This window comes from Mesorhizobium loti (assembly GCF_013170705.1).
In the GTDB taxonomy this organism is placed as follows: Bacteria; Pseudomonadota; Alphaproteobacteria; order Rhizobiales; family Rhizobiaceae; genus Mesorhizobium; species Mesorhizobium loti_D.
On the sequence record NZ_CP033334.1, the window covers coordinates 5,745,749 to 5,769,343 of the forward strand.

Genomic DNA, 23,595 nt, shown 5'->3' on the forward strand with positions numbered 1-23,595 from the left:
CGCTTTCGCGGCCGGCCTGTCCAATCTTCCCAGTTGCTTCAGCCGAACAGGGCCAGAAGCGCGATGAGAAGCGAGAAGATGCCCAGAGCTTCGGTCACGGCGAAGCCGAAGATCAGGCGGCCGAACTGGCCATCAGCAGCTGACGGGTTGCGCAGCGCGCCCGAGAGGTAGCTGCCGAAGATGTTGCCCAGGCCAATGCCCGCGCCACCCATGCCCAGGCAAGCGATGCCGGCGCCGATGTACTTTGCTGCTTCTGCGTCCATTTGTTAACTCCTTTGGATCTGAAATTCCGTTTGTATTCCATCCGGCGCCAATGTTGGAAACTCTTGGGCCGGAAACTCTTTGGCTCAGTGCCCGGGATGCAGGGCGTCGTTGAGGTACATGCAGGTCAGCACCGCGAAGACGTAGGCCTGCAGGAAGGCGACCAGCAGTTCAAGCGCCGTCAGCGCCACGGCCATCGCCAGCGGCAGGACAGAGCCCGCCACGCCGACCGCGCCGAGCGCGGAGAGGCTGACGACGAAGCCCGAGAACACCTTCAGCGTGATGTGGCCGGCCAGCATGTTGGCGAACAGACGAACCGAGAGGCTGACCGGGCGCGACACAAAGGAGATGACTTCGATCAACACCACCAGCGGCAGCAGGAACACCGGCACGCCGTGCGGAACGAACAGCTTCAGGAAACCGAGCCCATGCTTGCCAAAGCCATAGACGATGACCGTCGCGATAACGAGCGCCGCAAGGCCGAAGGTGACGATGATATGGCTGGTGACGGTGAAGAAATAGGGGAACAGGCCGAGCAGGTTGGCGACCAGCACGAACATGAACAGCGAGAACACGAACGGGAAGAACTTCATGCCCTGCGTGCCCGCGGCATCGCGCAACATGTTGCCGACGAATTCGTAGGCCATCTCGGAGATCGACTGCAGCCGGCCGGGAACCAGGCTGCGGCTCGACGTCGTGAGGAACAGGAACGCGGCAGCGACCACCACGGTCGCGACCATGAACAATGCCGAATTTGTGAAGGACAGGTCATAGCCGCCGATGTTAATCGGAACCAGCTTGATGATATGGAACTGGTGGATCGGATCGACCTTGTCAGCTGCCACGTTCTAACCCCGTCAATGCCGCGAACGGCCAAATTACCATTGCCGCACGAGGCGGCTATTTCCAAATGCCGCCTGAAGGGCGGTCATTTCCTGTCGTCCCGGCCAGAGCGCGATTTATCGCCCTGTCCGAATTCTGCCACAACGCCCGCGGAACGCATGACATTGAGCACGCCGGCGCCGAAACCAAGCAGCAGGAAAACGATCAGCCCCCATGGCGAAGTCCCCGCCATACGGTCGATGATCCAGCCGATGCCGGCGCCCACCACCACGCCAGCGATAAATTCACTGGAGAGTTTGACCGCCTGGCCGTATCCGGCCGCACTGCCCGCTTTCGCGTCGTCTTTCCCCTCGAGCCGGTTCGGCAGCCTTGTCGCAAGCGATGCTTCAAGTTCACGCCGACGTCGCTCAAGATCGTCGTCGCGGATGCCGGTTTCATGCTGCTTGCCGCGGCCGGTTTCTCCGGTTCCGTCTGGCCCATTCTTGTCGGCCATCGCAACCCCCCTGCCCGGTCAGACCGTCACCGTCCGTCCGCTTCTAAAGTCGCCGGCAACATAGTTAGAGGGGTTGCGCCCGTCAAGCCACGGGCGGAAGTTCATTGCCATGTATTTTAGGCAATAAAATCAATCAATTAGAGAGGTGCGACATCGTGCCCGCCGCGATGATGGGGATAGGTTGCGCGAATCCCCCGGGCAATGGCTCGCTGATCGGGCCCGTGGCCGGTGGAAAAGACCGGCGGCCGACAACCCTCAGCTCCAGCCGCCGCCATAGGTGCGGTAGAAGATATGCAGGCCGATCTTGGTCATCTTCTGCATGGTGCGCGCCCAGCCCGGATGGACATATTGGGCATAGTAGTGGGTCGACGATCCGACCTCCGGGATGAAGATCTTGCCGGCGGTGACGGCCATGGCGATGTCCTGCGCGGTCTTGTAGGCGACCGGGCTGTCGATGCGCTTCTTCCTGCCGTCGCAGGCGAAGGAGAACTGGCAGCGGTTGAACCAGCTGTCGTTCTGGTAGACCACGCCGCAGATCGAATTGGGATAGGCCGGATTGCGGACGCGGTTGAGGATGACCTGGGCAACGGCGGCCTGGCCGCGCACGGACTCGCTCCTCGCCTCGAAATAGATGCCGTTGGCCAGGCATGCCTGCTCCTTCTTGGAGAAGACACTTTCAGGCAGCGGATTCTGGATCCACCAATGGTCACCCTTGGCCATCGGCGGAATGAAGCGGCCGCTGTTGGGCTGCTCGTCCTGGAGAAGGGCTTCGAAGGGCGAGGCCTTGGCATAGTCCGGCTCGGATTGCGCATAGGCCGTTGCCAGCACATCGGGATGATCGTTGTTGACGAGGGCCGCAAGCATGGCCGGCACGCCGGGATCCCGCTTCTTGTCTTCGCGCGCATGGAATTCCGCGGCGATCTGGATTTCCTTGCCTTTGATCTGGGGCTTGGCAAAGGCCATTTTCAGGTCGCTGTCCATGCTCGGCCGCATCAAGGAAGAGGTCCGCTGGAAGATCGAACCGGCGTTGAAGTTCTTCGGCGGTGCGACGGGAGACACCTGGACGATGCGGCCCTTCTTGTCGGCGCGCATGACGCGATCCTCGTCGGGCGAGCCGCTGACCTTGCCGCCCTTGCCACGAAACGAGACAGAGCCGACGCCCGCCAGGTGAATACCCGATCCGGAGATCGAGCCGGTGACATCGGAATCGACGAACGGCATTTCGGCGGCATGCACCGAACCGGCGACGGATCTCTCGACATAGGAATTCCAGCGCGCGGTCGGCGATTCGAGGCCGGAAACCAGGCTGGTCATGTCCTGGTAGGCGGCGACGGTCGGGAAACCGATCCAGATGCCGAGGCCGATGATGAGCGGAGACACAAAATTGCGCTTCTTCTCACCGGCGGCGGCAGCAAGCCGCTTCAAGACGCGTCGATGCACGGAACTCTCTCCAGGAACGCTACTGACCCCACTGGAGAGCAAAATGATGCATTAACCTTGATGGGACGTTAACGAGATCGGTCGGGTTTTCCCGGCCGGCTCCAGGTCGTAAACGACCAGACGTTGCAGGACCAAGCCCGCAGGTCTGCTGTTCCAGAGAAATGAGCTTAACGGGATATCCATCTTCCAGCCGCCATATGGCAGTTGGCTTCAAACAGCGGTTCAGCATAGCGGACGGATGACAGCGGTCGCGGGAAATCTTGCCGTGGATGACGCCCAACCGGCGAAAGCAACGGCGCGCCCGATGCTTCTCAATCTGACCGCCCTGCGCGCCTTCGCAGCCCTGGCGATATTCGTCCACCATCTGACGGAACTGGGAATCGATGCATCCCGATCCATTCGGGATATGTATCTCGGCTGTGCTGTTTCGTTCTTCTTTGTCCTTTCAGGGTTCGTGCTGGCGTACAGTTTCTCGGGACGATTCTTCGGCTGGCACGATATAAGAAACTTCATCTTCCAGAGATTCTTCCGGCTGTGGCCCGTCCACGTGCTATGTTTCTTCCTTGCCCTCGTGGCACGTCATCCTCCGACCAGCCTCTTCACCGCATACTTGGCGGCCACACTCCAAGGGTCCTGGTTTCCAACGTACGGAACGGCCTACGCATACAACGGCGTTTCGTGGTCGATATCGGTTGAACTGTTTTTCTATCTGGCATTGCCGTTCATTGTGATCTTGCGGCCAAATCAGGTCATGCTGGTGGTCTGCTGCTGGACAGTTGCCGTCCTTGGTCTGATCGCTCTCACCGCGACTTTACCCGGGCCCGTATTTCCTCCTCCTTCCGAAAAGCCCTGGCTGGACCTCTACGTCACGGATGCGTCTCTGGTTCACCTCTTCCCGCCAGTGCGCATGGTGGAATTCCTGTCCGGGATAGCCATTTATCGGCTGTTCAGTAGCCGACGCATTTCCAATGACTGGGTGACGTTCTGCCAAGTTGCAGCGGTGGTGTGCCTGATGCTTTGGGCATGCGTACATGCCGAGATCACGCAATTTATCGCTGATCATGCATCGCTGATGGCGTCCGTCGCCTATCGCGAATTTGGGCTGTATCCGCTATTCGCTGCCATCGTCTATGTCTTCGCACATCAGTCAGGCTCATTGACGCGCGTCCTGTCGTGCCGTGTGCTGGTTTTCTGTGGAGAGATCAGCTTCGCATTTTACATGATCCATCAGGTTGTCATCCACGTCCTGGCCTACAACTTCGAGATCAGGCAGCACTGTGGTCCGACAGTCGCCGCGATCTCGGCAGGCATGCTAAGCCTTGGTTTTTCAATCGTTCTCCATCGAGCCGTGGAGACACCCGGTATGGACTGGGCCAGGCAAAAGTTCCCGATGACCAGGCGGGCACCTTTATCCGCGCATGTTGGCGTCGGTGCCGTCGCCTGACGTTGTATCCACCTGCCGCAAGAAGATCGGCCATGCGATCAGTGCGCAGATGGCGGCCGACAGCCAGACGCCGGACCAGGACCACAGGTGCAGCAGCCCGGGGATGGCCACCGGCACCAGGAAGAAGCCAACGAAAACAAAGGTGTTGGCCAGGCTGAGCGCGGTTCCGACATGGCCGGCGCCGGCAAGCGTGGCAAGCTCGGCATAGGCAACGCCATGCCAGGCGGAGACCGAGATGCCCGCGGCAATCAGCACCAGGGGAAGAACAGCGATCAGGAAAGAATGGCCGCCCGGCATGGCGGGGCTGGCCAGGACCGATACCCAGAGCGCCACGAAGGCGAGCGCGCTGAACGCACTGCATCTGCGAAGAAACTGGCGGCGATTGCCGTGGCGGTCGGTAAAGCGGCCGCTCCAGACGCGCATGACCATGGCGCCGATCTGCACGGCCGCGAGGCTCGCACTGATCGCGGCGGTTCCCAGCCCTGCGAAGTCGTGCAGAAACACAGACGCGAAAGTGAGCACCGCCACTTGAGGGAAGCAGAGCAAGCCGATAGCGGTCGCGATGCGCCAGACCTCGATGTTGCGCAGCGGCGCCGATCCGGCCGCGGCCGGCGAAACGACGTGATCCACGGTCGGCGGCTCGTGCAGCCACCGCCAGGCGAACAGGGCGGAGAGAGCGGATGTGCCGGCGAGGAGCCCGAACACCGCGGAAAAGCCGAAAACCAGGGCGAGCGACGGCAGGAAAAGCGCGCCCAGGCCACCGCCAAGCGGCACCGCCGTCTGACGGATGCTCATGGCAAAGCCACGTTCGTTTTCCCGGAACCAGCCCATGATGGCGCGGCCGCTCGAGCCGTTGACGCTGCCGCCCAATAGTCCGGTGATGAGCAGGCTTGCCGACAGGAGCGTGACATCGGGAACACCTGACCTCGTCGGCACGACGAGCATGGCCATGGCAAGCAGCCAGGCCGCCGTCGCGCCAAGCCCGATCAGAAGCACGCGGCGATCGCCCCAGCGATCGGTGAGCAAGCCCCAGGGCAATTCGCTGAGCGCAACGCCCAGTCCGAGGAGGCCAAGCGCCAGGCCAAGCTCGGCATTGCTCAATTGGTAGCCCTGCCGAAGCACGACGGCCGTTGCCGGTATGCCGGAGAAGGTGGCCGAGAAGCTGGCGTTCGCGGCGACACCGATGCCCAGGACCTTCCAGCGATGCCCGGGGCTGAACACCCTTTCGGTGGGGCCGGCAGCCCTGTTCTGCAGGATTTTTGTTGGCTCTTGGTCGGCGCAGTCGGCGATGGCGGACATGATTTCGTTCCTATGGGTTCCAGTCGCATGGACCTTGACGCCATCTGTCTAGCGCCATAGATTCGTCCTTAAAATCAGGAAGTTTTTGATTATCAATCCTGAAAAACAGGATATTCCTTTATGCAACAACGCGTGACCTTCGACCTCGACGTTCTCCGCAGTTTCGTCACCGGCATGGAGTTGGGCAGCTTTGCCAGGGCCGCCGAACGGCTTGGCCGGTCGACCTCGGCGGTCAGCGCGCAGCTGAAAAAACTGGAAGAGCAGGCAGCGACGCCGATCTTCCGCAAATCGGGACGCGGCCTCGCCTTGACGGAGGCCGGCGAAACCATGCTCGGCTATGCGCGCCGGCTGATCGAGCTGAATGACGAGGCGGCGGCGGCAATCCATGATGTCGAGCTGGAGGGCTGGGTGCGGCTCGGCCTGCAGGAGGATTTCGGCGAAGCGGTGCTGCCGGACGTGCTCGGCCGCTTCGCCCGTGCCCACCCCAAGGTCAAGATCGAGGCCAGGATCGCGCGCAGTTCCGAACTTGCCGACAAGATCACCTCAGGCAGTCTCGATATCGCGCTTGCCTGGCATAACGGCACGATGCTGACCTACAGCGAGCACGTCGCCGACGTTCCAATGCGCTGGATCGGTCCGGCCAAGCGCATCGAGACCAGCCTGCTCGACGGCGAACCCCTGCCGCTGGTGGCACTCGAGGCGCCATGCCTGCTGCGCACGGTGGCGACGGAAACGCTCGACCGCGCCGGACTGCCCTGGCGCATGGCCTTCTCCAGCCCGAGCCTTGGCGGCATCTGGGCGGCCGTGGCCGCGGGGCTGGGGTTGACGATCCGCACCGACATTGGCCTGCCAGCCAGCGTCAGCACGATCCAGCCGGAGATTGCCGGCCTGCCGGCGCTGCCGAAAATGGCGCTGTACCTGCATCGCCGGGATGCCGAACTCGAGCCGGTGGCGGCGCGCCTCGCCGATATATTGCTGGAGGCGGCGCGACAGGCACTACCCGACAATGCGCGGACCGCAGGCCTGCGCGCCGTGGCCTGATCGGACGAGCGCCAGGCTCAGCCGCGTTTCTTGGCTCGGCCGGCGAACGGGTTGTCCGAGGTGCGCAGTGCGATGCGGATCGGCACGCCCGGCATGTCGAACGCTTCGCGGAGGCTGTTGGAGAGATACCGCACATAGGATTGCGGCATCGCATCCGGGCGCGAGCACTGGACCACGAAGCCCGGCGGCCGCGTCTTGGCCTGCGTGACGTATTTGACCTTCAGCCGGCGCCCGGCAACGGCGGGCGGCGGGTGATGCGCCAGGATGGCTTCAAGCCAGCGGTTGAGCTTCCCGGTCGAGACGCGGCTGTTCCAGACCTTGTGGGTCCTCAGCACCGCATCCATCAGCTTGTCGAGGCCACGCCCTGTCTCGGCCGAGACCGGAACGGCCTGGATGCCGCGCACCTGCGGCAGCAGCCGCTCGGTCTTTTCGCGCAGTTCCGCCAGAAGCTCCTGCGGATGATCGATCAGATCCCATTTATTGAAGGCGATCACCGGCGCCCTGCCCTCGCGGATGATCAGGTCGGCGATCTGCAGATCCTGCTTCTCGAAGGGGATCGTGGCGTCGAGCACGATGATGACGATCTCGGCGAAACGGATGGCGCGCAAGCCGTCCTGCACGGACATCACTTCCAGCTTTTCGTGGATCCTGGCCTTGCGGCGCATGCCGGCAGTGTCGAACAGCTTTATGCGGCGGCCTCGCCAGTCCCAATCGACCGATATGGAATCGCGGGTGATGCCGGCTTCCGGTCCGGTCAGCAGCCGCTCCTCGCCGATCAAGGCGTTGATCAGCGTCGACTTGCCGGCATTCGGACGGCCGACGACGGCGATGCGCATCGGCTTGGTGTCGTCGTAACTGTGCGTATCCTCGGCGTCGGGATCGGCGATGTCCTCGCCGATCAGCACCTCGGTGGCGGCGATCTCGTCGTCTTCGCCCTCTTCCTCCTCACCGAAGGCGCGCGCCTCGCCGAGTGCCGCGATCACCGCGTCGCGCAGATCGGGCATGCCCTGGCCATGTTCGGCCGAAACAGGGATCGGCTCGCCAAGGCCGAGTTCCCAGGCCTCCAGCATGCCGCCCTGGGCGCCCTTCGCCTCGGCCTTGTTGGCGACCAGAACCACCGGCTTGCCGGATTTGCGCACGATTTCGGCAAAGGTCCTGTCGTCCGGCAGCAGGCCGGATTTGGCATCGATGGTGAAGAAGATCAGGTCGGCTTCGTGAATGGCGATCTCGGTCTGCGCGCGCATGCGCCCAGGCAAGGTCGAGGCGGCGGCATCCTCGAAACCGGCTGTATCGATGACGTCGAAATGCAGGTCATAGAGCTTGGCGGCATGGACACGGCGATCGCGGGTGACGCCCGGCGTGTCGTCGACAAGCGCCAGCTTCCTTCCCACCAGCCGATTGAAAAGAGTCGATTTGCCGACGTTAGGTCTGCCGATAATGGCGACTTTGAAGGTCATACGGTCCTACAATCATGCATGTCGTTGTCCCAAAACCGCTGCACACTTTTGGGCGACATGCATTTACGAGGCATTGCCCGAGCCACGGATCAGCTCGGACATCAGCGTTGCCCGCTCGCGGGTGTTGCGCGGGGCGCCGTCATCGGCGGCGATCTGGTCGAACAGTTTCAGCGCGTCCTGGGTCTTGCCTTCCTTCCACGCGGCAAGGCCGAGCGCCTCGCGTGCTGTATGGCGTAGCGTGTTGGTGTCCGATGTCAGCGCCTCGACGCGGCTGGAAACGTCGGCGAAGGAGCCGTGGTCGACGAGCAGGAGCGCCGCCCGCAGCCTTGCCATGTCGCGAATGCCCTGGGGTATGGCGGTGTCGGCGGCGACTTCGTCGAAATCCTTGACGGCGGCATCGGTGTCGCCCTTGCTCGCCTTGACGGTGGCGGCGCGCATGCGGGCAAGCAGGGGATAGGCGCCGTAGCCATCCTTCTCGAGCTGGTCGAGCGCGGCGAGCGCCTCGTCGTTCTTGCCGTCATTGGCAAGCTTCAGCGCCTGCGAGAACGCATCGCCGGAGCGGTTGGCGCGCGTCTCGTCCCAATAGCGATAGCCGACGAAAGCGGCGGTGCCGAGCACCACGAGGACCGCAATGACAAGCACGGCCGGGCCGAAACGGTCCCACAGCGCCTGCGCCTGTTCGCGACGGATCTCGTCATTGACTTCACGGATAAAACTGTCGTCGGACATCAATCAAAACCACTTTTGCCCCGGGCCGGGGCGGTTCATGAGCCCGCGTTTTAGCGAAATTTTGTCGGCATGGAAGGGGTTCGGGCGGAAAATCGCCTATTCCCCGGGGCAAACGGATGTTTGCCCCGGGGAATACGACAAAATGGCCCAATCGCATCCACGCCACATTTCGGGGATAGCCGGCTTGCTGACCGCCCGGAGCCTGTAAGTTTGCCGATGCCTCGTTTGTCCCGCGTTGTTGCGTTCTCTCTTGCCTCGCTCGCCGCTTCCGGCGCGGCTCTGGCCGATCCGCCCGCGCCGCCAATGCCGGCAAAGCCGAAGCAGGTCGTCATCATCTCCTTCGACAGCGCGCGCGACATCTCGCAATGGACGCGCAGCCGGGCGCTGGCGCGGCGCACCGGCGCGCATTTCACCTATTTTCTCTCCTGCGTCTTCCTGCTGTCGCCGGAGACGCGCAAGGAATACACCGCACCCGGCAAGACATCAGGCACATCCAACATCGGCTTTGCCGCCTCCAAGCAGGAAGTGACTGAGCGGCTCGAACAGATCGGCCTTGCCGCGCATGAAGGCCACGACATTGCCAGCCATGCCTGCGGTCATTTCGACGGCAAGGACTGGAGCAAGGCCGACTGGCTGAAGGAGTTCGCTTCGTTCGAGCACATTCTCGAGAACGCCTATGCGATCAACGGCATCGCGTCGGAGCCGGATGGCTGGCGAGAATTCGCCCGGCATGCGGTTGTCGGCTTCCGCGCGCCATATCTGTCGACGAACAAGGCGCTTTACGAGGCGTTGCCTGCCGCCGGCTACCAGTTCGACGCCAGTGGCGTGTCGCAGGGCCCTGCCCTGCCGCCGACCGTCGGCGGCATCACCCGCTTTTCACTGCCGCAGATACCGGAAGGGCCGAAATCCCGACCGGTGATCGCGATGGACTACAATCTCTATGTCAGGCATTCCGTCGGCTTCGAGCGGCCGAGCAAGGCGGGCGAGTTCGCCGGCCGGACCTATCAGGCGTTTCGCGCTGCTTTCGACGCGCAGTATCAGGGCAAGCGCATTCCGCTGGAACTCGGCTTCCATTTCACGCTGATGAATGACGGCGCGTATTGGGACGCGCTTGAGCGGTTTGCCGGCGAGGTCTGCGTGAAGGCCGATGTCGAATGCATCAGTTTTCGCGATTATGTGACGCGGCAAAGCGCTGGCCAGAAACAGGCAACGGTCGGCGGCTGAGCCGCCAACCCGTTTCGGATCAAACCCAAATCTTCTCAAGCCGGGTCTTCGGCGCCATGCCTTGCCAGATAACGCTGGTCGATCTCGGGCAGCGGCTCGCCCAGGAGCGTGGCCTCGAAGGCGCGCAGGCGCTTGTGGACCGACTGGAGCTCGACGATGGTCGACCAGGAGGTGAGCAGAAACTGCAGCGAACCCGTCACCTTGCCAAAGGCGTTCGAGATCTGGTTCAGCGCGCCGAACGTTATCTTGTGGGCGACCAGCGACGGACCCAGGATCAGCAGGGAGAAGATATTGTCGGCCTGCAGGTAGGTGTACCGGACGACGTTGAAATAGATGTAGTGGAAATAGAGCCTGAAATAATTGTGCCTGACATTGGCGAACAGCTCGGCGGTGGTGGCAGGCTGTGCACGGTCCGCATGATCCTCGCCGTAAACCAGTTCCTTGCGGTAAGCGGCCTCGACGCGCTGGTTACGGAACTGCAGCCCCGGAAGCTTCAGGCCGGCTATCATCACCGAGATCGTTCCAAACAGACACCAGGCCAGTGCCGCGACCACCAGGGGCTGGGGGATCGCGCCGATGATCGGCAACTCGCTGATATGGGCCTGCAACTGGATCATGACCGGCAGGAAGGCGATCAAGGTCATGATCGACTGCACGAAGCTGGAGCCGAGATCCTCCATGATCTGCGAGAACCGCATCGTGTCTTCCTGGATGCGCTGCGAGGCACCCTCGATATGGCGCAACCTGGCCCAGTTCTCGATGAAGTAGTTGTTCATCGCCGTGCGCCAGCGGAAGATCCAGTGGCTGACGATGAAGGCATTGACCACCTGCACATTCATGCCGACCAGCGCGAGCCATGAGAAATCGGCCAGTCCGGTATAGAATTCACCGTTGGTCGATTTGCCGGTCCCTGACATCAGCCCTTGCACATAGTCAAAGAACGGCCCGTACCAGGCGTTGACGGCGACGCTGACCTGCACATTGAAATAGATGAAGAACAAGATGACCGCCGTCATCAGGATCGACCAGCGTTGCCAGGGATGCGGCGAATACCAGCTCCAGAACGCGTAGAAGATGGCCACGCAGACCACGAAATAGATATAGAACCAGAGGAACGGCTTCGACACGAGGACGGCAATGCCGATGATCGGCGGCGCGTCGGCGGCCGCCGCCGGCAGGCCGAAGACGGCGCCCAATTGCTCACCACCGAAAAACCAGAACAGGATCGCCGCAAGGCTCCAGATGGCGGCCGAAGAAAAGAAGAGCTTCGGCTGCGGGAAGAAGGATACGAACACTGGGCGAATTCCTTGCCTTAGGCGCAAATCAGCTGACAACAGCGGGCATAAAGTCACACATTAGAGGGAAAGAAAATGCCTGCCCGATGCCCAGCGCCAGCAAGACCATAATCATGGCGATTTTGGCGCGGCCGACCAGGCGATGGCGCCGGAGACGACCAGCATGGCCGCGGCGAGGAGCGAAGCGAGGAAGAAATCACCTGATATCTGCGCCAAAAAACCGGCAGCGATCGGGCCGATGATCTGGCCCAGGCCGAACGACGCCGTCATCAACGCAAAGATCCGCCGGGGCGCCCTTGGCGCCTGCTGGCGGGCGGCCTGCAAGCCCAGCGCGGTTATGGCAATGAAGGTGCCGCCGAGCAGCAGGCCCCCGAGCAGCGGCCCCGAATATCCGCCAAGCGCCACGCTGGCGGTGACGCCGATCACTTCTATGAAACATGCCAGCGCATAGGCGGCGTAAAGGCCAATCCGCGCGGCGATCTTCTGCCACAGCCACGTCGAGGGAAAGCCGGCAAGGCCGGCGACCAGCCACACCATGGCCTCGAAGACGCGGCTGCCGCCGCCCTGGCGGACGATGGCGACCAGGAATGTCGCGGTCACCACATAGCCAAACCCGAACAGGCCGTAGGCGACGATGATCTTCATCAGCGACCGGGCTTTCGGCAGGGCCGGCTCTCGGGCGGCTTCGCCGTTGACGAGCGGGCCTTCGTTCGCCAGCAGCGCCACGACGATCAAGCCGCAAGCCGAAATCAGAGCCGACCACAACCAGCCCGCCGCCCAGCCGGCATGTTCAGTGACCAGCACCGCCATCATCACCGCCGAGATCGCCATGCCGAGCCCGACACCACCGAAATGCCAGGCCTGCAGATCGCCACGAGCCGCGGCATTGATATGGCTGAAAACGATGCTGGCCATGAAGACCATGACGAAGGCGCTGGCCAGACCGGCCAGAAAGCGGATGAGAAGAAAGGCGGGCATGGCGTCGGTCATCCCCATCAGCGCGGCCAGGACAGTGCTGGCGCCAAGAGCCGTCAACATCAGCAGACGTTCCCGGCCATGCGCCCAACCACCGGCCGCGGCAAACGCGCCGACGAGATAGCCGAGATAATTGGCGGAAGCGATCCACCCGGCATTGGCCGGCGACAGATGCAGCTCTTCCATCATGCCGGGCAGGATCGGCGTGTAGACGAAGCGGCCGATGCCCATGGCGACGGCCAGCGCGATCATGCCGGCGACGGTGAAGCGAAGCGCTGCTGAGGTCGATGTCATCGCGGCGCACAATAAATGCCGGCATTGCTGAAACAACCCGCATTTCATTGGGCCAATACGACCGCCAATGCGCCACGCTCTGTCCGACATTCCTCAGGCCGGACCGCGTGGCCTTCAACTCAGCGGCGTTCACCCAGACCGGCATGGGGTGAGCAGGTCTCGTGCTCGGTCCTTCGTGCCGTCAGCCTGAACGGCATGTCGCCAAGTTCGCGCTCCGACATGGCGTTCAGCACAGGATGTGACAGCGGGTCTGTCAGCCATCCCTGCGCCTCGCTCCGGGAGCGAGGCGCGCATGAGGCATTCGCGGCGAACAGGACCTTCAACGACGACACCATCCTCAGCATTTCCGGCTCCGCGGGTCTGTCTCCCATCAACAAAGTCTGCCGTCCCGATATGAGTTTCAATTGAGATTTCGGCCGGACCAGTTTAGAAAATCTCAAATGGCCATGCTCAATCGCGTTCATCTCAACGGCCTTCGGGCCGTCGAGGCCGTTGCCCGTCTCGGCTCGCTTGCAGCGGCCGCCGGCGAGCTCAACGTTTCCGTCAGCGCGGTCAGCCAGCAGATAAGCCGTACCGAAAAGCAGCTCGGCCAGGCGCTGTTCGAGCGCACGGCCAGCGGTCTCGCGCTGACCGAATTCGGCGCTGTCTTCGCGGCCCGCCTTGGTGCTGGATTTCGCGAGCTTGCCCAGGCGGTGGCGCTGGCGGACGAAGCGACCCAATGCACCCTGGTGGTTTCGGTGGCGCCGGCCTTTGCCTCGAAATGGCTGCTGCCGCGACTGTCGCGCCACTTCGACCGGCATCCCAATGTGCTGCTGCGCATCGACGCTTCGGTGCGGCTGGCCAATCTGGATCATTCCGACATCGACATCGCCATCCGGCTTGGCGACGGCAAATGGCCGGGCGGACGCGCGGAACTGCTTCTGGCGCAGGAAGTTTTCCCGGTCTGCGCGCCCGGCATCGCCAGGAAACTGAGCTCGATCGAGGACCTTGCCCGGACCTGCGCCATCACCGACGAGCGGGCAATGATCAACTGGGACAGCTGGTTCGCCGCCGCCGGTGTTGCGCCCGTCACCTTCCAGAAGGGCGCCCGCTTCACCGATCCGATGCTATGCCTGGAATCGGCGATTGCCGGCCATGGCGTGATGCTGGGCTGGCAGTTGCTGGCGGCGGATCCGCTGGCCGATGGACGGCTGGTGGCGCCGTTCGGAATCCGTGCCCAGAGCGGGCTCGGTTACTGGCTGGTGACGTCGGCGACGAAGGCGGAAAGCCGCAAGGTCCGGGACTTCAAGATCTGGATCAAGGAAGAGATCGAGGCGACGATGGCGCAATTCGGAGCGGCGACTACACGCCCCGCCAGCGCGATCGCGGTGGAAAGCACCGTGTCCCCGGTCTATGTAGAGTCGAATATCCAACTACGGCAGGCAGGATCATGACCACACATTCGCGCGGCGTTTCCGCAACGATCGACCCGGTGAAGCTCGACAGGCTGGCGGAAGTCGCCATCAAGGTCGGGCTGCAATTGCAGCCGGGACAGGATCTGGTGCTGACCTCGTCGATCGCGGCCCTGCCGCTGACCAGGCGGATCGTCGAACACGCCTACAAGGCCGGCGCCGGACTGGTGACGCCGATCTTCAACGACGACGAGATGACGCTGGCGCGCTACCGCTTCGGCGCCGACGCCGGTTTCGACCACGCCGCCGGCTGGCTCTATGAAGGCATGGCAAAGGCCTTTTCCAACAATGCGGCCAGGCTTGCCGTGCGCGGCGAGGATCCCTCGCTGTTGTCGGCGCAGGACCCGGCGAAAGTGGCGCGCGCCAACAAGGCGAATTCCATGGCCTACCAGCCGGCGCTGGAAAAGATCACCGGCTTCGACATCAACTGGAACATCGTCGCCTATCCGGACCTCGCATGGGCCAAGCAGGTTTTTCCCGGCGATGCCGACGATGTCGCCGTGGTCAAGCTCGCCGATGCCATCTTCGCCGCCTCGCGGGTGGATGTGGAGGACCCGATCGGCAACTGGAAGGCGCACAATGCCGCTCTGCGCGGCCGCACAGAATGGCTCAACGGCCATAATTTCCACGCGCTGCATTTCACCGGACCTGGCACCGACCTGACGGTCGGGCTGGCGGATGGCCATGAATGGATGGGCGGCGCCTCGACCGCCAAGAACGGCATCACCTGCAATCCCAACATCCCGACCGAGGAGGTCTTCACCACGCCGCATGCCAGTCTCGTCGAGGGCCATGTCTCCTCGACCAAGCCGCTGTCCTACCAGGGCACGCTGATCGACGACATCTCGGTGCGGTTCGAAGCCGGACGGATAGTCGAGGCCAAGGCTTTGAAAGGGGAAGACGTGCTGAAGAAGGTGCTCGACACCGACGAGGGATCGCGCCGCCTGGGCGAAGTCGCACTGGTGCCGCATTCCTCGCCGATCTCGGCCAGCGGCCTGTTGTTCTTCAACACCCTGTTCGACGAGAACGCCGCCTGCCACATCGCGCTCGGCCAATGCTATTCGAAGTGTTTCGTCAACGGCGCCTCGCTCAGCCAGGAGGAGATCGCGGCCCGCGGCGGCAACAAGAGCTTCATCCATATCGACTGGATGATCGGTTCGGACAAGATCGACATAGACGGCGTCCGCAAGGACGGCAGCCGCGTGGCGGTCATGCGCAAGGGCGAGTGGGCCTGACGGCTTGCCAGCCTGCGAGGGCGGGATGACTTTCGATATCGCGGTCAAGCGCATCTACGAAGCACCCGAGAAGGCCGACGGCCAACGGGTGCTGGTCGATCGCATCTGGCCGCGCGGCGTCAGCAAGGAGCATGCCGCGCTGGCGCTGTGGATGAAAGAGATCGCGCCGAGCGACGATCTGCGCAAGTGGTTCGGGCACAAGCCCGAACTCTGGACGGAATTTCAGAAGCGGTATCGCGCTGAGCTCGATGAGAACGAAGAGGCGGTGGCGCGACTGCGTGGCCTGCTCCGCCATGGCAAGGTGACGCTGCTCTACAGTGCGCATGACGAAGCGCACAACAATGCGGTGGCGTTGGCGGGGTATCTCGCAGGCGTTCACTAGAGCAATTCCAGGAAAAGTGTGAGCGGTTTTCCGTCCGGAATTTCGTAAAAACAAGGAGTTAGAGTGGTTCGCCGTTTCCGTGAAACGGTGAAGTGCTCTAGCCATCGTTGGCCACAGCTTCGTCACCAGCTCCGAGGAATCAGACCGCCTCGGAGCCCCGCTTTCAGGCAATGACGAAGTGGGCGAATACAGCCCTTACTTGCCAACCGCCTGAGCATAGACATCCGGCTTGAACCCAACCAAGATCTGGTCTCCGACTTCAAGTACCGGACGCTTGATCATGGTCGGCTTGGCCAGCATAAGCGCCTTGGCCTTTTTTTCGTCGAGCGATTGCTTGTCTGCGTCCGGCAGTTCGCGGAACGTGGTACTGCTCTTGTTGAGCAGCTTTTCCCAGCCGACCTTGCCAACCCAGCCACCCAGCCGTTTCGCGTCCAGCCCCTCCGCGCGAAAGTCATGGAAGCGATAGGCAATGTCATGGCCCTCCAGCCAGACGCGCGCCTTCTTGACCGTGTCGCAGGTGGTGATGCCGTAGATCGTAGTCGTCAAAGCGCGTTTCCCTTGGGCTGACAATGAATCCTTCCCACAGCCTAAAACCGCCCTTCCCGCTTTGCCAGCGCCCAGGCCTGAAACCGCGGAATTTTCGGACTTGCCAATACTAAGGAATTTTCCTAAGTATTTTTGGGTCGCTTTTGACGACGCTTTGGGACCGAGCAATGACAAGCCTCCAGACTGCCAATCCGAACCTTCCGCCCATCGACGGCATCTTCCGCGCGCTTGCCGACCCGACGCGGCGCAGTGTCGTCGAGCGGCTGAACCGCGGCCCGGCCTCGGTGAGCGAGCTGGCGCATCCCTTCGAGATGGCCCTGCCCTCCTTCATCGAACACCTCAAGGTGCTGGAGGGCTGCGGGTTGGTGCGATCGGAAAAGATCGGCCGCACCCGAACCTACCAATTGGCACCCGAGCCGCTGAAGCTTGCCGAGAACTGGCTGGCCGAACAGCGGACACTGTGGAAGCGCCGCCTCGACCAGTTCGACGCCTATGTGATGACCCTCAAGGAGCAGGAAAAATGAGCTATCCCTTCAAGCCGGATCCCAGGCTGGACCTCGTGCTGGAGCGCGTCGTCGATGCGCCGCGCGAACTGTTGTGGCGGGCGTGGACGAAGCCGGAGCATGTCAAGCAGTGGTTCACGCCGAGGCCGTGGATGATCACCGACTGCGAGATCGATCTCAAGCCAGGCGGGTTGTTCAGGACACGCATGCAGTCGCCCGACGGAAAGGAGGTCAACGACCGCCATTGCTGCTATCTCGAAATCGTGCCGGACGAGCGGCTGGTGTGGACGGATGCGCTGCTGCCGGGCTATCGGCCGTCAGGCGAACCGTTCATCACCGCGGTCATTTCTCTCCAGCCCGATGGCCGGGGCACGCACTACACCGCCACCGCCATCCACCGCGACGAGGCGACCCGCAACAGCCATGAGGAGATGGGCTTCTTCGATGGCTGGGGCACGGTGGCCGACCAGCTTGCCGAGTATGTGAAGACGATTTGAGCGGCACATTGCGACCCGGACGCCGTCCCGGCCGCAATGCTTCTATCTCGAAGCGAAGAGCAGGCTTCGAAGTCGGAGGCATCTCCTGCCTCAGTAGTAAAAACGCTCTTCGGTAATCTTGCCGTTCTTGACCGTGTAGAGGCCAACCTCGTCCATGGTTACACGCTGGCCGGTGGCCTTGGGTGTGACGTCGAATGTGAAGCGCACCGCGAACTGGTCGCCGTTGACATAGGGTCCCTCGACCGTTCCACCGTGGACCTCATGGTTCTCTTGCCACCATTGGCTTTTCTGCCTGAGGGCCTCCTTGCCGTGGCTGACGGCCATCGGTCCCTCCATGGCCTCGTAGCTGGCGATGTCATCGGCATTGTACTTTTCGGCGGCACCGTTGTGGTCTCCCTGCTTGAGGAGCTCGGTGAAATCCTTGGCAATTTCCGCGATGGTCATTTTGTGTTCCTCCTGTTCAGACGCACTCGAAGTAAGGAAGTGCTTGCCGGCCCGCCACCCTTGCCCGCATGACAGCTGACAAGCCGTGTCAGGACGATGGATATAGCGCGGCCGTGTGACGAGATTTGTGGCGGCTTACATACCCGCAAGGGAATCGTCCTGACCGGTCAATTGCCAGATCGCCGGACATTCGTATTCGCCCTGATAGCTGCGGATCAGCGCAAAGCTGCGCACCGTCCAGAATATCGGCTCAACAATCTGTTCCCGCACTTTCGGCATGCCTCTTCTGTCACGAAGCAGCGTGACATGTGGCTCCAAAGAACTCGTGACGAACGGCTGCAGCGGGCTGTCGTCGATCACAGCGGAGAGCTTTCGCCAGAAGGCTTGCAGGGCCGGCGAATGGTCGCTGCTGCGAAGCACCAGCGCTCCGCCGCCGAAGGCCGACAGGCAGTCGAAGTAAACTTCGAATGGCGCAGCCTGTATTAGCAAGCCGACATGGCGGGCGATCTCCACCACACGCTCCTGTTTGCCGTCGCCAAGGCCCATCAGGGTTATGTGTATTTGATCGGTTGGCGTCAGCCATCCTTGCAACCCCAGTTCCCGATTGTAGCGCTCTGCCCTGCGCCGCAGCATCACGTTGACTGGGGCTTCGACCAGAAACGCGTAGAACAGATGTGGCTCCCGGATCGGACTCGGTTCCTCAAATGGGAAAGAGGTCTGACCGTTCTTTGCGAATGCAGGTTGCCTACTCATGACGGAACTCGTCGGCAAATTGAATCCAGTCGAGAAATATAGAACATAAAGTGAACAAATCAAGTTGAAACGAAACAGGCGCCGATGCTCTCCGCATCAGCGCCTGCAACTTCAAGATTGAGGGAGTCCTGTCAGGCAGGGCTCTCGAAGTCACCGTCGCCGATGATGCCCTTGATCTCGAAGAAGCCATGGATCGCACAACCTGCATATCCGCCCCCGAACGTGCCCGGTCCGATAGTCGATCGAGACCTGCTTCGCCCCCGCAGTTGTGCGCAGACCTTGCGAGGTGGTCAGCCTAGCCCGGCAGCACAGGGCAGTTGGCGCCACGACGCAGGCTGATATGCGCCACATCACCGACGCTGAATTGAAACCCCTCTGCCTTGCGCGGCGCATCGATCACGACCGGCAACCCTTGCCCGAGTTCGGCATGCAGGCGTAGCGTACGACCGTGAAATACGATGCTGTTGACACGTGCCGGCGCCGTGCCGGGCGCGGCCTCGGTCGTCGCCAGCAGATCCTCCGGACGCACGCCGATGGTGCGCACCTCGCCTTCGCCGGGCGAGAGGCCGGTTTCGGAAATGGCCTCCAGGGGCAAGGTGCCGGCGGTGAAACGCAGGCGATCGCCATCGCGGCCGACAAAACGCGATTGCAGGAGATTCATGGTGCCGATGAAGCCCGCCACGAACTTTGTTGCGGGCCGATCATAGAGGGTCGCCGGCGGCGCGATCTGCTCGATGCGGCCCTTGTTCATGACGACGATGCGGTCGGAGATCGACAGCGCCTCGGTCTGGTCGTGGGTGACCATGACGAAGGTGGTGCCAAGCCGCGACTGCAGCCGCTTCAACTCGACTTGCATCTGTTCGCGCAGATGCGCGTCCAGCGCCGACAGCGGCTCGTCGAGCAAGAGCACGCGCGGCTCGCAGACGATGGCGCGGGCGAGCGCGACGCGCTGGCGCTGGCCGCCCGAAAGTTCCAGGACGCGAGCGCGAAGCTTGTCGGCGAGACCCACCATCTCCAGGGCTTCGCCGACGCGCTTAGCCTGCTCGGCGCCGGACAGTTTTCGCAAGGACAGGCCGAAGCCGACATTCTCGGCGACGTCCATGTGCGGAAACAGCGCGTAGTCCTGGAACACGGTGTTGACCGGCCGGTCGAAAGGCCGAAGCGCCGTGATGTCACGGCCCTCGAGCAAGACCTTGCCGCTCGACGGACTTTCGAAGCCGGCAATGACACGCAGGCTGGTGGTCTTGCCGCAGCCCGACGGCCCGAGCAGCGTGATGAATTCGCCGCTGACAATGTCGAGATCGACGGCATCGAGCCCGACGATGCCACCGGGGAAAACCTTGGAAACCGCCTGCAGCCGGACGAGTGGATCAGGCGCCATCGCGAACCTCGGACGGCTTCGTGGTGTTGACCCACAGGATCTGGCACTGCTCCGCGCCGGGATTGCGGAAGGCGTGCAAAAGCGTGCTCTTGAAAGCGAAACTGTCGCCGGTCTTCAGCCCATATCTTGTCGAATCCACCACCAGTTCGACTTCGCCCGAAAGCACGAAGCCGAATTCATGGCCGGCATGGGCGTAGGCTTCCGCCGTGCCGCCACCGGCTTCCACCGTCACCAGCATGCCGGTCAGCGTCGCGCCGGGCGGCGACAGCAGTGCCTTGGCGATGCCTTCGGATTTCACCGGAATCGCGCGGCGGCTGTTGGCGCGCACGCAATAGAGATCGTTGACGGCCTCATTGCCATCGGCAATCAGCGCCGAAGGCTCGATGTCGAGCGCGGCGGCGAGCGGCCAGATTACCTTGACGCGCAACGAGGACATGCCGCGTTCGATCTGGCTGAGCGCGCCGATCGACACGCCCGCCCTCACGGCCAGCTCGGCCAGCGACAGGCGGCGCTCGAGCCTGAGCGCCCGCACGCGTCGGCCGACCCGCACATCGGCATCATCCTTCGGCTTGTCCGCCGCTTCGTCAAGAACATCCATGCATTCGTCCTCGTTTGCTTCTTCCTTCTCCCCTTGTGGGAGAAGGTGGATCGGCGCGTAGCGCCGAGACGGATGAGGGGTGGGTGACGGATCACCGTCGGCGCCAAGCTGGAGCACCCCTCATCCGTCGCCTTCGGCGACACCTTCTCCCACAAGGGGAGAAGGAAGAACCAGCGTCACCCGCCAGCCTTCACTTTCTCGAACATCTTGGCCACATCGTCGTTCTGTTTCATCGGCCCGGTGAAGATGGTGCTCTTCAGCATCACCTCCGGGTCGGACGGCAGTTGCAGCTTCTCCAGTTCGTCCTTCGACACGCCGGCGAAAGCAGTGCTGAGCGAGCTGCCATAGCCATAGGACTGGATCAGGAATTTGCCGGAGTCGGCGTCGAGCCGACTGTTGATGAAGTCATAGGCGAGATCGACATTCTTGGCGTCCTTCAGCATGACGAAGCCGCAGGCCCAGGTCAGCATGCCTTCCTTCGGCTTCATGAACTCGACGGGCACGCCCTGCTTCTTCAGCGAGGTGGCCGATGCGTTCCAGGTCATGGCGGCGACCAGCTGGCCGCTGGCCAGCGCCTGCTCGACCGAGGTCATGTCGGTGGTGTAGCTCGACAGCAGCGGGCGCTGTTCGCGCAGCTTTGCCGCGACCTTGTCCATCTCAGCCGGCGTCATGTCGAAGGGGTTCACGCCGGCGAGAAGCGCGGCAACGATCGGCGTGTCATGGACGGCGTCGATGGTCGCCATGCGGCCGGCATATTGCTTGTCCCAGAGCAGGTTCCAGCTCGCCTCGGGATTCTTCACCAGGTCGGTGCGGTAGAGGATCGAGGTGTTGCCCCAGTCCCACGGCACCATCCAGACCTTGCCGTCGCCGGCTTGCAGGTCGGGCAGGTTCTTGAATACCGGGAAGATCGAATCCCAGTTCTTGATGCGCTTGGTGTCGATCGGCTGCAGCAGGCCTTCCTTGTTCCAGCGCGCCACCTTGTCATAGCAGGGATGGGCGATGTCAGGACGGAAGCCAGCCTTGACCTTGGTGAAGGCATCGTCGTCGTCCCCGAAGATCGAGGCCTCGACGCCATCGGGATGCGCGGCAAGGAAGCTTTTGTTGAAGTCGGGCAATTCGTAACCCGACCAAGTGAAATACTGAAGTTTTTCGGCGGCCAGCGTCACGGTCGAGGACAGGGCGAGCGCCAATGCCGCGAGGCCGGCCCGGGCCTTGTGTCCGGTTATCGATTTCAGGAATGCCATTTTCGTTCTCCTCTTGGTTGTTATGGTCAGGCTGGATTGCGGCGCGCGGCGCCAAGCCCGCGATGGCGCAGGATCTCGGCGGTACCGGCGATGATGAAGGAAACAGCCAGGATCACCGTCCCCAGCGCCATGACAGTCGGCAACGATCGGGGAAAGCGCAGTTGGCTCCAGATGTAGAGCGGCAATGTCGGCTCGGTTCCGGCGAGGAAGAAGACGACGATGAATTCATCGAAGGAGATCAGGAAAGCAAGCATGAAGGCCGACAGCACGGCCGGCAGGCTGAGCGGCAGCATGACGCGCCGGAACGTCGTCCAGTCGGAAGCGCCAAGATCGAGGGCCGCCTCGCGAACGGTCCTGGGGATGGCGGCGAAACGGCTGCGCATGATGACCACGGTGGTCGGCAGAGCCACCAGTATGTGGCCGAGAACGATGGCGATGCGCGATGGCCCGAGGCCGATCAGGTTGACAAGGATCAGCAACGATATGCCGACGATGACGCCCGGGATGAGGATCGGAAGCCGCGCGATGGCGCTGATGGTGACGGCCAAAGGGGAGCGGCCATACAGATCCATATAGGACACGGTGATGCCGCACAGCGTGGCGCCCGAAGCCGCGACGACGCCGATGGCGAGGCTGTTGGCGAGCGCGCCCGAAAGCGCCGGATTGCCGTAGAGCGTCGCGTACCACTGCAGCGTGAAGCCCTGCAGGGGAAACGCCGCCTGGATGGAATCGTTGAAGGAAAACAGCGGGATCAGCAGAACCGGCAGATAGAGGAACACCAGATAGGCAAGTACGTAGAGGCCGAGCCAGCGGCCATCTCGTTTCGTCCCGGCGTGTTCGGCCCTCATGTGCGGCTGCCAAATCTGCGGTCGGCGCCGCGCGCGACCAGCACAACGAGGAGGATGACCAGCATGACGCAGACCGAAAGTGCCGCACCGAACGGCCAGTCATTGGCCTTGCCGAACTGTGACTGGATCAGCGTGCCGATCATGGTGCTGGCCGGGCCGCCGACCATGGCCGGTGTGACATAGTCACCAACCGTCGGCACGAAGACGACTAGGGCCGCGGCCAGAACGCCGGGCATGGAGTTTGGCAAAACGACGCGGCGGAACGCAGTGAACGGTCGCGCGCCAAGGTCGGAAGCGGCCTCGAGCAGCGATTTCGGGATCGTGTCCAGCGCCACATAGATCGGCAGGATGGCGAACGGCGCGTAGGCATGGGCGAGCGTGACGACCACCGCCGCCGGTGTGTTGAGGAAGGCCAGCGTCGGCTCCGACCAGATGCCGCTTTCGATCAGCGCCGAATTCAAGACGCCGTTATAGGCGAGCACGATCTTCCAGGCGAAGACGCGCAGGAGATAGCTGGTCCAGAACGGCAGCGTGACCAGGAAAAGCAGCAGGCCGCGCCGGCGACCCGCATGGAAGGCGAGATAGTAGGCGACGGGATAGGCGGTGACGACGGTTGCCAGCGTCACCAGACCGGCAATGACCAGCGAGCGCAGCGTCACCGTCCAGTAGAGCGGATCGGTTGCCACGGTGGTGAAGTTTTCGACGGTCAGCCCAACGCCGAGCAGCGAGCCGTCATTGCCGCGGAAGGCAAGGAACAGCACCAGGCCAAGCGCGAACAGGATCAGCAGGAACGTGACCATTGCCCCCGGCAGCAGCATGGCGAGCCGGAAGCCCGACAAGGACCGGGACTCGGGCACCTCTGTTGCAACCAGGGTCGACATGGACCTGTTCCATCGAGATTCTGAAATTGGCTGAGAT

The 23,595-nt window shown here is 62.5% G+C and carries 26 protein-coding genes; 8 read left to right on the plus strand and 18 right to left on the minus strand.

Going from position 1 to position 23,595, the window contains the following annotated elements:
* Window positions 1-38: 38 nt before the first annotated feature.
* The 4 genes from EB815_RS28305 to EB815_RS28320 form a co-directional block, all read right to left on the minus strand.
* Window positions 39-263 (minus strand): F0F1 ATP synthase subunit C, encoded by a 225-nt coding sequence (locus tag EB815_RS28305; RefSeq protein WP_013896722.1) that lies wholly within the window; start codon window positions 261-263, stop codon window positions 39-41.
* Between the two features lie 84 nt (window positions 264-347).
* Window positions 348-1,106 (minus strand): F0F1 ATP synthase subunit A, encoded by a 759-nt coding sequence (locus tag EB815_RS28310; RefSeq protein WP_056564128.1) that lies wholly within the window; start codon window positions 1,104-1,106, stop codon window positions 348-350.
* Window positions 1,107-1,189: 83 nt separating this feature from the next.
* On the minus strand, window positions 1,190-1,597 hold the full coding sequence (locus EB815_RS28315) for an AtpZ/AtpI family protein (protein WP_056564131.1): 408 nt from the start codon (window positions 1,595-1,597) through the stop codon (window positions 1,190-1,192).
* Window positions 1,598-1,852: 255 nt separating this feature from the next.
* Window positions 1,853-3,037, minus strand: coding sequence for a cell wall hydrolase (locus EB815_RS28320; protein ID WP_056564132.1), 1,185 nt, complete (start codon window positions 3,035-3,037; stop codon window positions 1,853-1,855).
* A 238-nt stretch (window positions 3,038-3,275) separates the two neighbouring features.
* Between EB815_RS28320 and EB815_RS28325 the strand changes: the two genes are divergently transcribed.
* Window positions 3,276-4,481: an acyltransferase family protein gene (locus tag EB815_RS28325; RefSeq protein WP_065004949.1), complete on the plus strand. Its 1,206-nt coding sequence runs from the start codon at window positions 3,276-3,278 to the stop codon at window positions 4,479-4,481.
* On the opposite strand, the gene EB815_RS28330 is transcribed toward EB815_RS28325, so the two are convergent.
* The gene (locus EB815_RS28330; protein WP_065004948.1) at window positions 4,446-5,780 is read right to left on the minus strand and encodes an MFS transporter; all 1,335 of its coding nucleotides are present in this window, start codon (window positions 5,778-5,780) and stop codon (window positions 4,446-4,448) included. The two genes, EB815_RS28325 and EB815_RS28330, sit on opposite strands and share 36 nt — an antisense overlap.
* Before the next feature lie 120 nt (window positions 5,781-5,900).
* Here EB815_RS28330 and EB815_RS28335 point away from each other — a divergent pair, with 120 nt between their 5' ends.
* Window positions 5,901-6,821 carry a LysR substrate-binding domain-containing protein gene (locus EB815_RS28335; RefSeq protein ID WP_065004947.1) on the plus strand — a complete coding sequence of 307 codons (921 nt, stop codon included), beginning with the start codon at window positions 5,901-5,903 and terminating at the stop codon, window positions 6,819-6,821.
* A gap of 17 nt (window positions 6,822-6,838) precedes the next feature.
* On the opposite strand, the gene der is transcribed toward EB815_RS28335, so the two are convergent.
* Window positions 6,839-8,278, minus strand: a complete 1,440-nt coding sequence (der, locus tag EB815_RS28340) for a ribosome biogenesis GTPase Der (RefSeq protein WP_056564143.1) — start codon at window positions 8,276-8,278, stop codon at window positions 6,839-6,841.
* Between the two features lie 63 nt (window positions 8,279-8,341).
* Window positions 8,342-9,007, minus strand: a complete 666-nt coding sequence (locus EB815_RS28345; protein WP_056564145.1) for a tetratricopeptide repeat protein — start codon at window positions 9,005-9,007, stop codon at window positions 8,342-8,344.
* A gap of 216 nt (window positions 9,008-9,223) precedes the next feature.
* Between EB815_RS28345 and EB815_RS28350 the strand changes: the two genes are divergently transcribed.
* Window positions 9,224-10,231, plus strand: a complete 1,008-nt coding sequence (locus tag EB815_RS28350) for a polysaccharide deacetylase family protein (protein ID WP_065004946.1) — start codon at window positions 9,224-9,226, stop codon at window positions 10,229-10,231.
* A gap of 35 nt (window positions 10,232-10,266) precedes the next feature.
* Here EB815_RS28350 and sbmA read toward each other — a convergent pair whose 3' ends face one another.
* The 3 genes from sbmA to EB815_RS28365 form a co-directional block, all read right to left on the minus strand.
* Complete coding sequence (gene sbmA, locus EB815_RS28355) at window positions 10,267-11,526, minus strand: peptide antibiotic transporter SbmA (protein ID WP_056564147.1); 1,260 nt, start codon at window positions 11,524-11,526, stop codon at window positions 10,267-10,269.
* A 111-nt stretch (window positions 11,527-11,637) separates the two neighbouring features.
* Window positions 11,638-12,795, minus strand: a complete 1,158-nt coding sequence (locus tag EB815_RS28360; protein WP_065004945.1) for a YbfB/YjiJ family MFS transporter — start codon at window positions 12,793-12,795, stop codon at window positions 11,638-11,640.
* A 119-nt stretch (window positions 12,796-12,914) separates the two neighbouring features.
* Entirely contained in the window at window positions 12,915-13,166 is a 252-nt protein-coding gene (locus tag EB815_RS28365) for a hypothetical protein (protein ID WP_246740205.1), read from the minus strand.
* A 69-nt stretch (window positions 13,167-13,235) separates the two neighbouring features.
* Here EB815_RS28365 and EB815_RS28370 point away from each other — a divergent pair, with 69 nt between their 5' ends.
* The 3 genes from EB815_RS28370 to EB815_RS28380 are packed head-to-tail and all read left to right on the plus strand — an operon-like array spanning window position 13,236 to window position 15,863.
* Window positions 13,236-14,228 carry a LysR substrate-binding domain-containing protein gene (locus tag EB815_RS28370; protein WP_065004943.1) on the plus strand — a complete coding sequence of 331 codons (993 nt, stop codon included), beginning with the start codon at window positions 13,236-13,238 and terminating at the stop codon, window positions 14,226-14,228.
* The gene (locus EB815_RS28375; protein WP_065004942.1) at window positions 14,225-15,481 is read left to right on the plus strand and encodes an aminopeptidase; all 1,257 of its coding nucleotides are present in this window, start codon (window positions 14,225-14,227) and stop codon (window positions 15,479-15,481) included. Before EB815_RS28370 ends, EB815_RS28375 begins: the two co-directional genes overlap by 4 nt.
* A 25-nt stretch (window positions 15,482-15,506) precedes the next feature.
* On the plus strand, window positions 15,507-15,863 hold the full coding sequence (locus EB815_RS28380) for a DUF488 domain-containing protein (protein ID WP_065004941.1): 357 nt from the start codon (window positions 15,507-15,509) through the stop codon (window positions 15,861-15,863).
* Between the two features lie 195 nt (window positions 15,864-16,058).
* Here EB815_RS28380 and EB815_RS28385 read toward each other — a convergent pair whose 3' ends face one another.
* Window positions 16,059-16,409: an ArsC family reductase gene (locus tag EB815_RS28385; RefSeq protein WP_056564156.1), complete on the minus strand. Its 351-nt coding sequence runs from the start codon at window positions 16,407-16,409 to the stop codon at window positions 16,059-16,061.
* Between the two features lie 167 nt (window positions 16,410-16,576).
* On the opposite strand from EB815_RS28385, the gene EB815_RS28390 reads away from it, so the two are divergent.
* Both EB815_RS28390 and EB815_RS28395 read left to right on the plus strand, forming a co-directional pair.
* Window positions 16,577-16,933, plus strand: a complete 357-nt coding sequence (locus tag EB815_RS28390) for an ArsR/SmtB family transcription factor (protein ID WP_056564159.1) — start codon at window positions 16,577-16,579, stop codon at window positions 16,931-16,933.
* Window positions 16,930-17,409 (plus strand): SRPBCC family protein, encoded by a 480-nt coding sequence (locus tag EB815_RS28395; protein ID WP_056564162.1) that lies wholly within the window; start codon window positions 16,930-16,932, stop codon window positions 17,407-17,409. Before EB815_RS28390 ends, EB815_RS28395 begins: the two co-directional genes overlap by 4 nt.
* Before the next feature lie 90 nt (window positions 17,410-17,499).
* Here the strand turns inward: EB815_RS28395 and EB815_RS28400 are convergent, their stop codons facing one another.
* The 7 genes from EB815_RS28400 to EB815_RS28430 form a co-directional block, all read right to left on the minus strand.
* Window positions 17,500-17,853 carry a SnoaL-like domain-containing protein gene (locus tag EB815_RS28400; RefSeq protein WP_056564169.1) on the minus strand — a complete coding sequence of 118 codons (354 nt, stop codon included), beginning with the start codon at window positions 17,851-17,853 and terminating at the stop codon, window positions 17,500-17,502.
* A 135-nt stretch (window positions 17,854-17,988) separates the two neighbouring features.
* Window positions 17,989-18,606 carry a 2'-5' RNA ligase family protein gene (locus EB815_RS28405; RefSeq protein ID WP_056564176.1) on the minus strand — a complete coding sequence of 206 codons (618 nt, stop codon included), beginning with the start codon at window positions 18,604-18,606 and terminating at the stop codon, window positions 17,989-17,991.
* A 295-nt stretch (window positions 18,607-18,901) separates the two neighbouring features.
* Window positions 18,902-19,987: an ABC transporter ATP-binding protein gene (locus EB815_RS28410; protein ID WP_056564177.1), complete on the minus strand. Its 1,086-nt coding sequence runs from the start codon at window positions 19,985-19,987 to the stop codon at window positions 18,902-18,904.
* Window positions 19,977-20,585 carry a cupin domain-containing protein gene (locus EB815_RS28415; protein ID WP_056564178.1) on the minus strand — a complete coding sequence of 203 codons (609 nt, stop codon included), beginning with the start codon at window positions 20,583-20,585 and terminating at the stop codon, window positions 19,977-19,979. Before EB815_RS28415 ends, EB815_RS28410 begins: the two co-directional genes overlap by 11 nt.
* A 176-nt stretch (window positions 20,586-20,761) precedes the next feature.
* Window positions 20,762-21,829 carry an ABC transporter substrate-binding protein gene (locus EB815_RS28420; RefSeq protein ID WP_065004940.1) on the minus strand — a complete coding sequence of 356 codons (1,068 nt, stop codon included), beginning with the start codon at window positions 21,827-21,829 and terminating at the stop codon, window positions 20,762-20,764.
* 26 nt (window positions 21,830-21,855) lie between these two features.
* Window positions 21,856-22,677: an ABC transporter permease gene (locus EB815_RS28425; protein ID WP_056564182.1), complete on the minus strand. Its 822-nt coding sequence runs from the start codon at window positions 22,675-22,677 to the stop codon at window positions 21,856-21,858.
* Window positions 22,674-23,558 carry an ABC transporter permease gene (locus EB815_RS28430; protein WP_081294672.1) on the minus strand — a complete coding sequence of 295 codons (885 nt, stop codon included), beginning with the start codon at window positions 23,556-23,558 and terminating at the stop codon, window positions 22,674-22,676. The genes EB815_RS28425 and EB815_RS28430 overlap by 4 nt, the downstream gene beginning before the upstream one ends.
* Window positions 23,559-23,595: the final 37 nt, after the last annotated feature.

Coding starts and splice junctions, on each gene's coding strand:
- EB815_RS28305 (WP_013896722.1), bottom strand. CDS start 263: ATGGACGCAGAAGCAGCAAAGTACATCGGCGCCGGCATCGCTTGCCTG.
- EB815_RS28315 (WP_056564131.1), bottom strand. CDS start 1,597: ATGGCCGACAAGAATGGGCCAGACGGAACCGGAGAAACCGGCCGCGGC.
- EB815_RS28325 (WP_065004949.1), top strand. CDS start 3,276: ATGACAGCGGTCGCGGGAAATCTTGCCGTGGATGACGCCCAACCGGCG.
- EB815_RS28330 (WP_065004948.1), bottom strand. CDS start 5,780: ATGTCCGCCATCGCCGACTGCGCCGACCAAGAGCCAACAAAAATCCTG.
- EB815_RS28335 (WP_065004947.1), top strand. CDS start 5,901: ATGCAACAACGCGTGACCTTCGACCTCGACGTTCTCCGCAGTTTCGTC.
- der (WP_056564143.1), bottom strand. CDS start 8,278: ATGACCTTCAAAGTCGCCATTATCGGCAGACCTAACGTCGGCAAATCG.
- EB815_RS28345 (WP_056564145.1), bottom strand. CDS start 9,007: ATGTCCGACGACAGTTTTATCCGTGAAGTCAATGACGAGATCCGTCGC.
- EB815_RS28350 (WP_065004946.1), top strand. CDS start 9,224: ATGCCTCGTTTGTCCCGCGTTGTTGCGTTCTCTCTTGCCTCGCTCGCC.
- EB815_RS28360 (WP_065004945.1), bottom strand. CDS start 12,795: ATGACATCGACCTCAGCAGCGCTTCGCTTCACCGTCGCCGGCATGATC.
- EB815_RS28365 (WP_246740205.1), bottom strand. CDS start 13,166: ATGGGAGACAGACCCGCGGAGCCGGAAATGCTGAGGATGGTGTCGTCG.
- EB815_RS28370 (WP_065004943.1), top strand. CDS start 13,236: ATGGCCATGCTCAATCGCGTTCATCTCAACGGCCTTCGGGCCGTCGAG.
- EB815_RS28375 (WP_065004942.1), top strand. CDS start 14,225: ATGACCACACATTCGCGCGGCGTTTCCGCAACGATCGACCCGGTGAAG.
- EB815_RS28380 (WP_065004941.1), top strand. CDS start 15,507: ATGACTTTCGATATCGCGGTCAAGCGCATCTACGAAGCACCCGAGAAG.
- EB815_RS28390 (WP_056564159.1), top strand. CDS start 16,577: ATGACAAGCCTCCAGACTGCCAATCCGAACCTTCCGCCCATCGACGGC.
- EB815_RS28395 (WP_056564162.1), top strand. CDS start 16,930: ATGAGCTATCCCTTCAAGCCGGATCCCAGGCTGGACCTCGTGCTGGAG.
- EB815_RS28400 (WP_056564169.1), bottom strand. CDS start 17,853: ATGACCATCGCGGAAATTGCCAAGGATTTCACCGAGCTCCTCAAGCAG.
- EB815_RS28405 (WP_056564176.1), bottom strand. CDS start 18,606: ATGAGTAGGCAACCTGCATTCGCAAAGAACGGTCAGACCTCTTTCCCA.
- EB815_RS28410 (WP_056564177.1), bottom strand. CDS start 19,987: ATGGCGCCTGATCCACTCGTCCGGCTGCAGGCGGTTTCCAAGGTTTTC.
- EB815_RS28415 (WP_056564178.1), bottom strand. CDS start 20,585: ATGGATGTTCTTGACGAAGCGGCGGACAAGCCGAAGGATGATGCCGAT.
- EB815_RS28420 (WP_065004940.1), bottom strand. CDS start 21,829: ATGGCATTCCTGAAATCGATAACCGGACACAAGGCCCGGGCCGGCCTC.
- EB815_RS28425 (WP_056564182.1), bottom strand. CDS start 22,677: ATGAGGGCCGAACACGCCGGGACGAAACGAGATGGCCGCTGGCTCGGC.
- EB815_RS28430 (WP_081294672.1), bottom strand. CDS start 23,558: ATGTCGACCCTGGTTGCAACAGAGGTGCCCGAGTCCCGGTCCTTGTCG.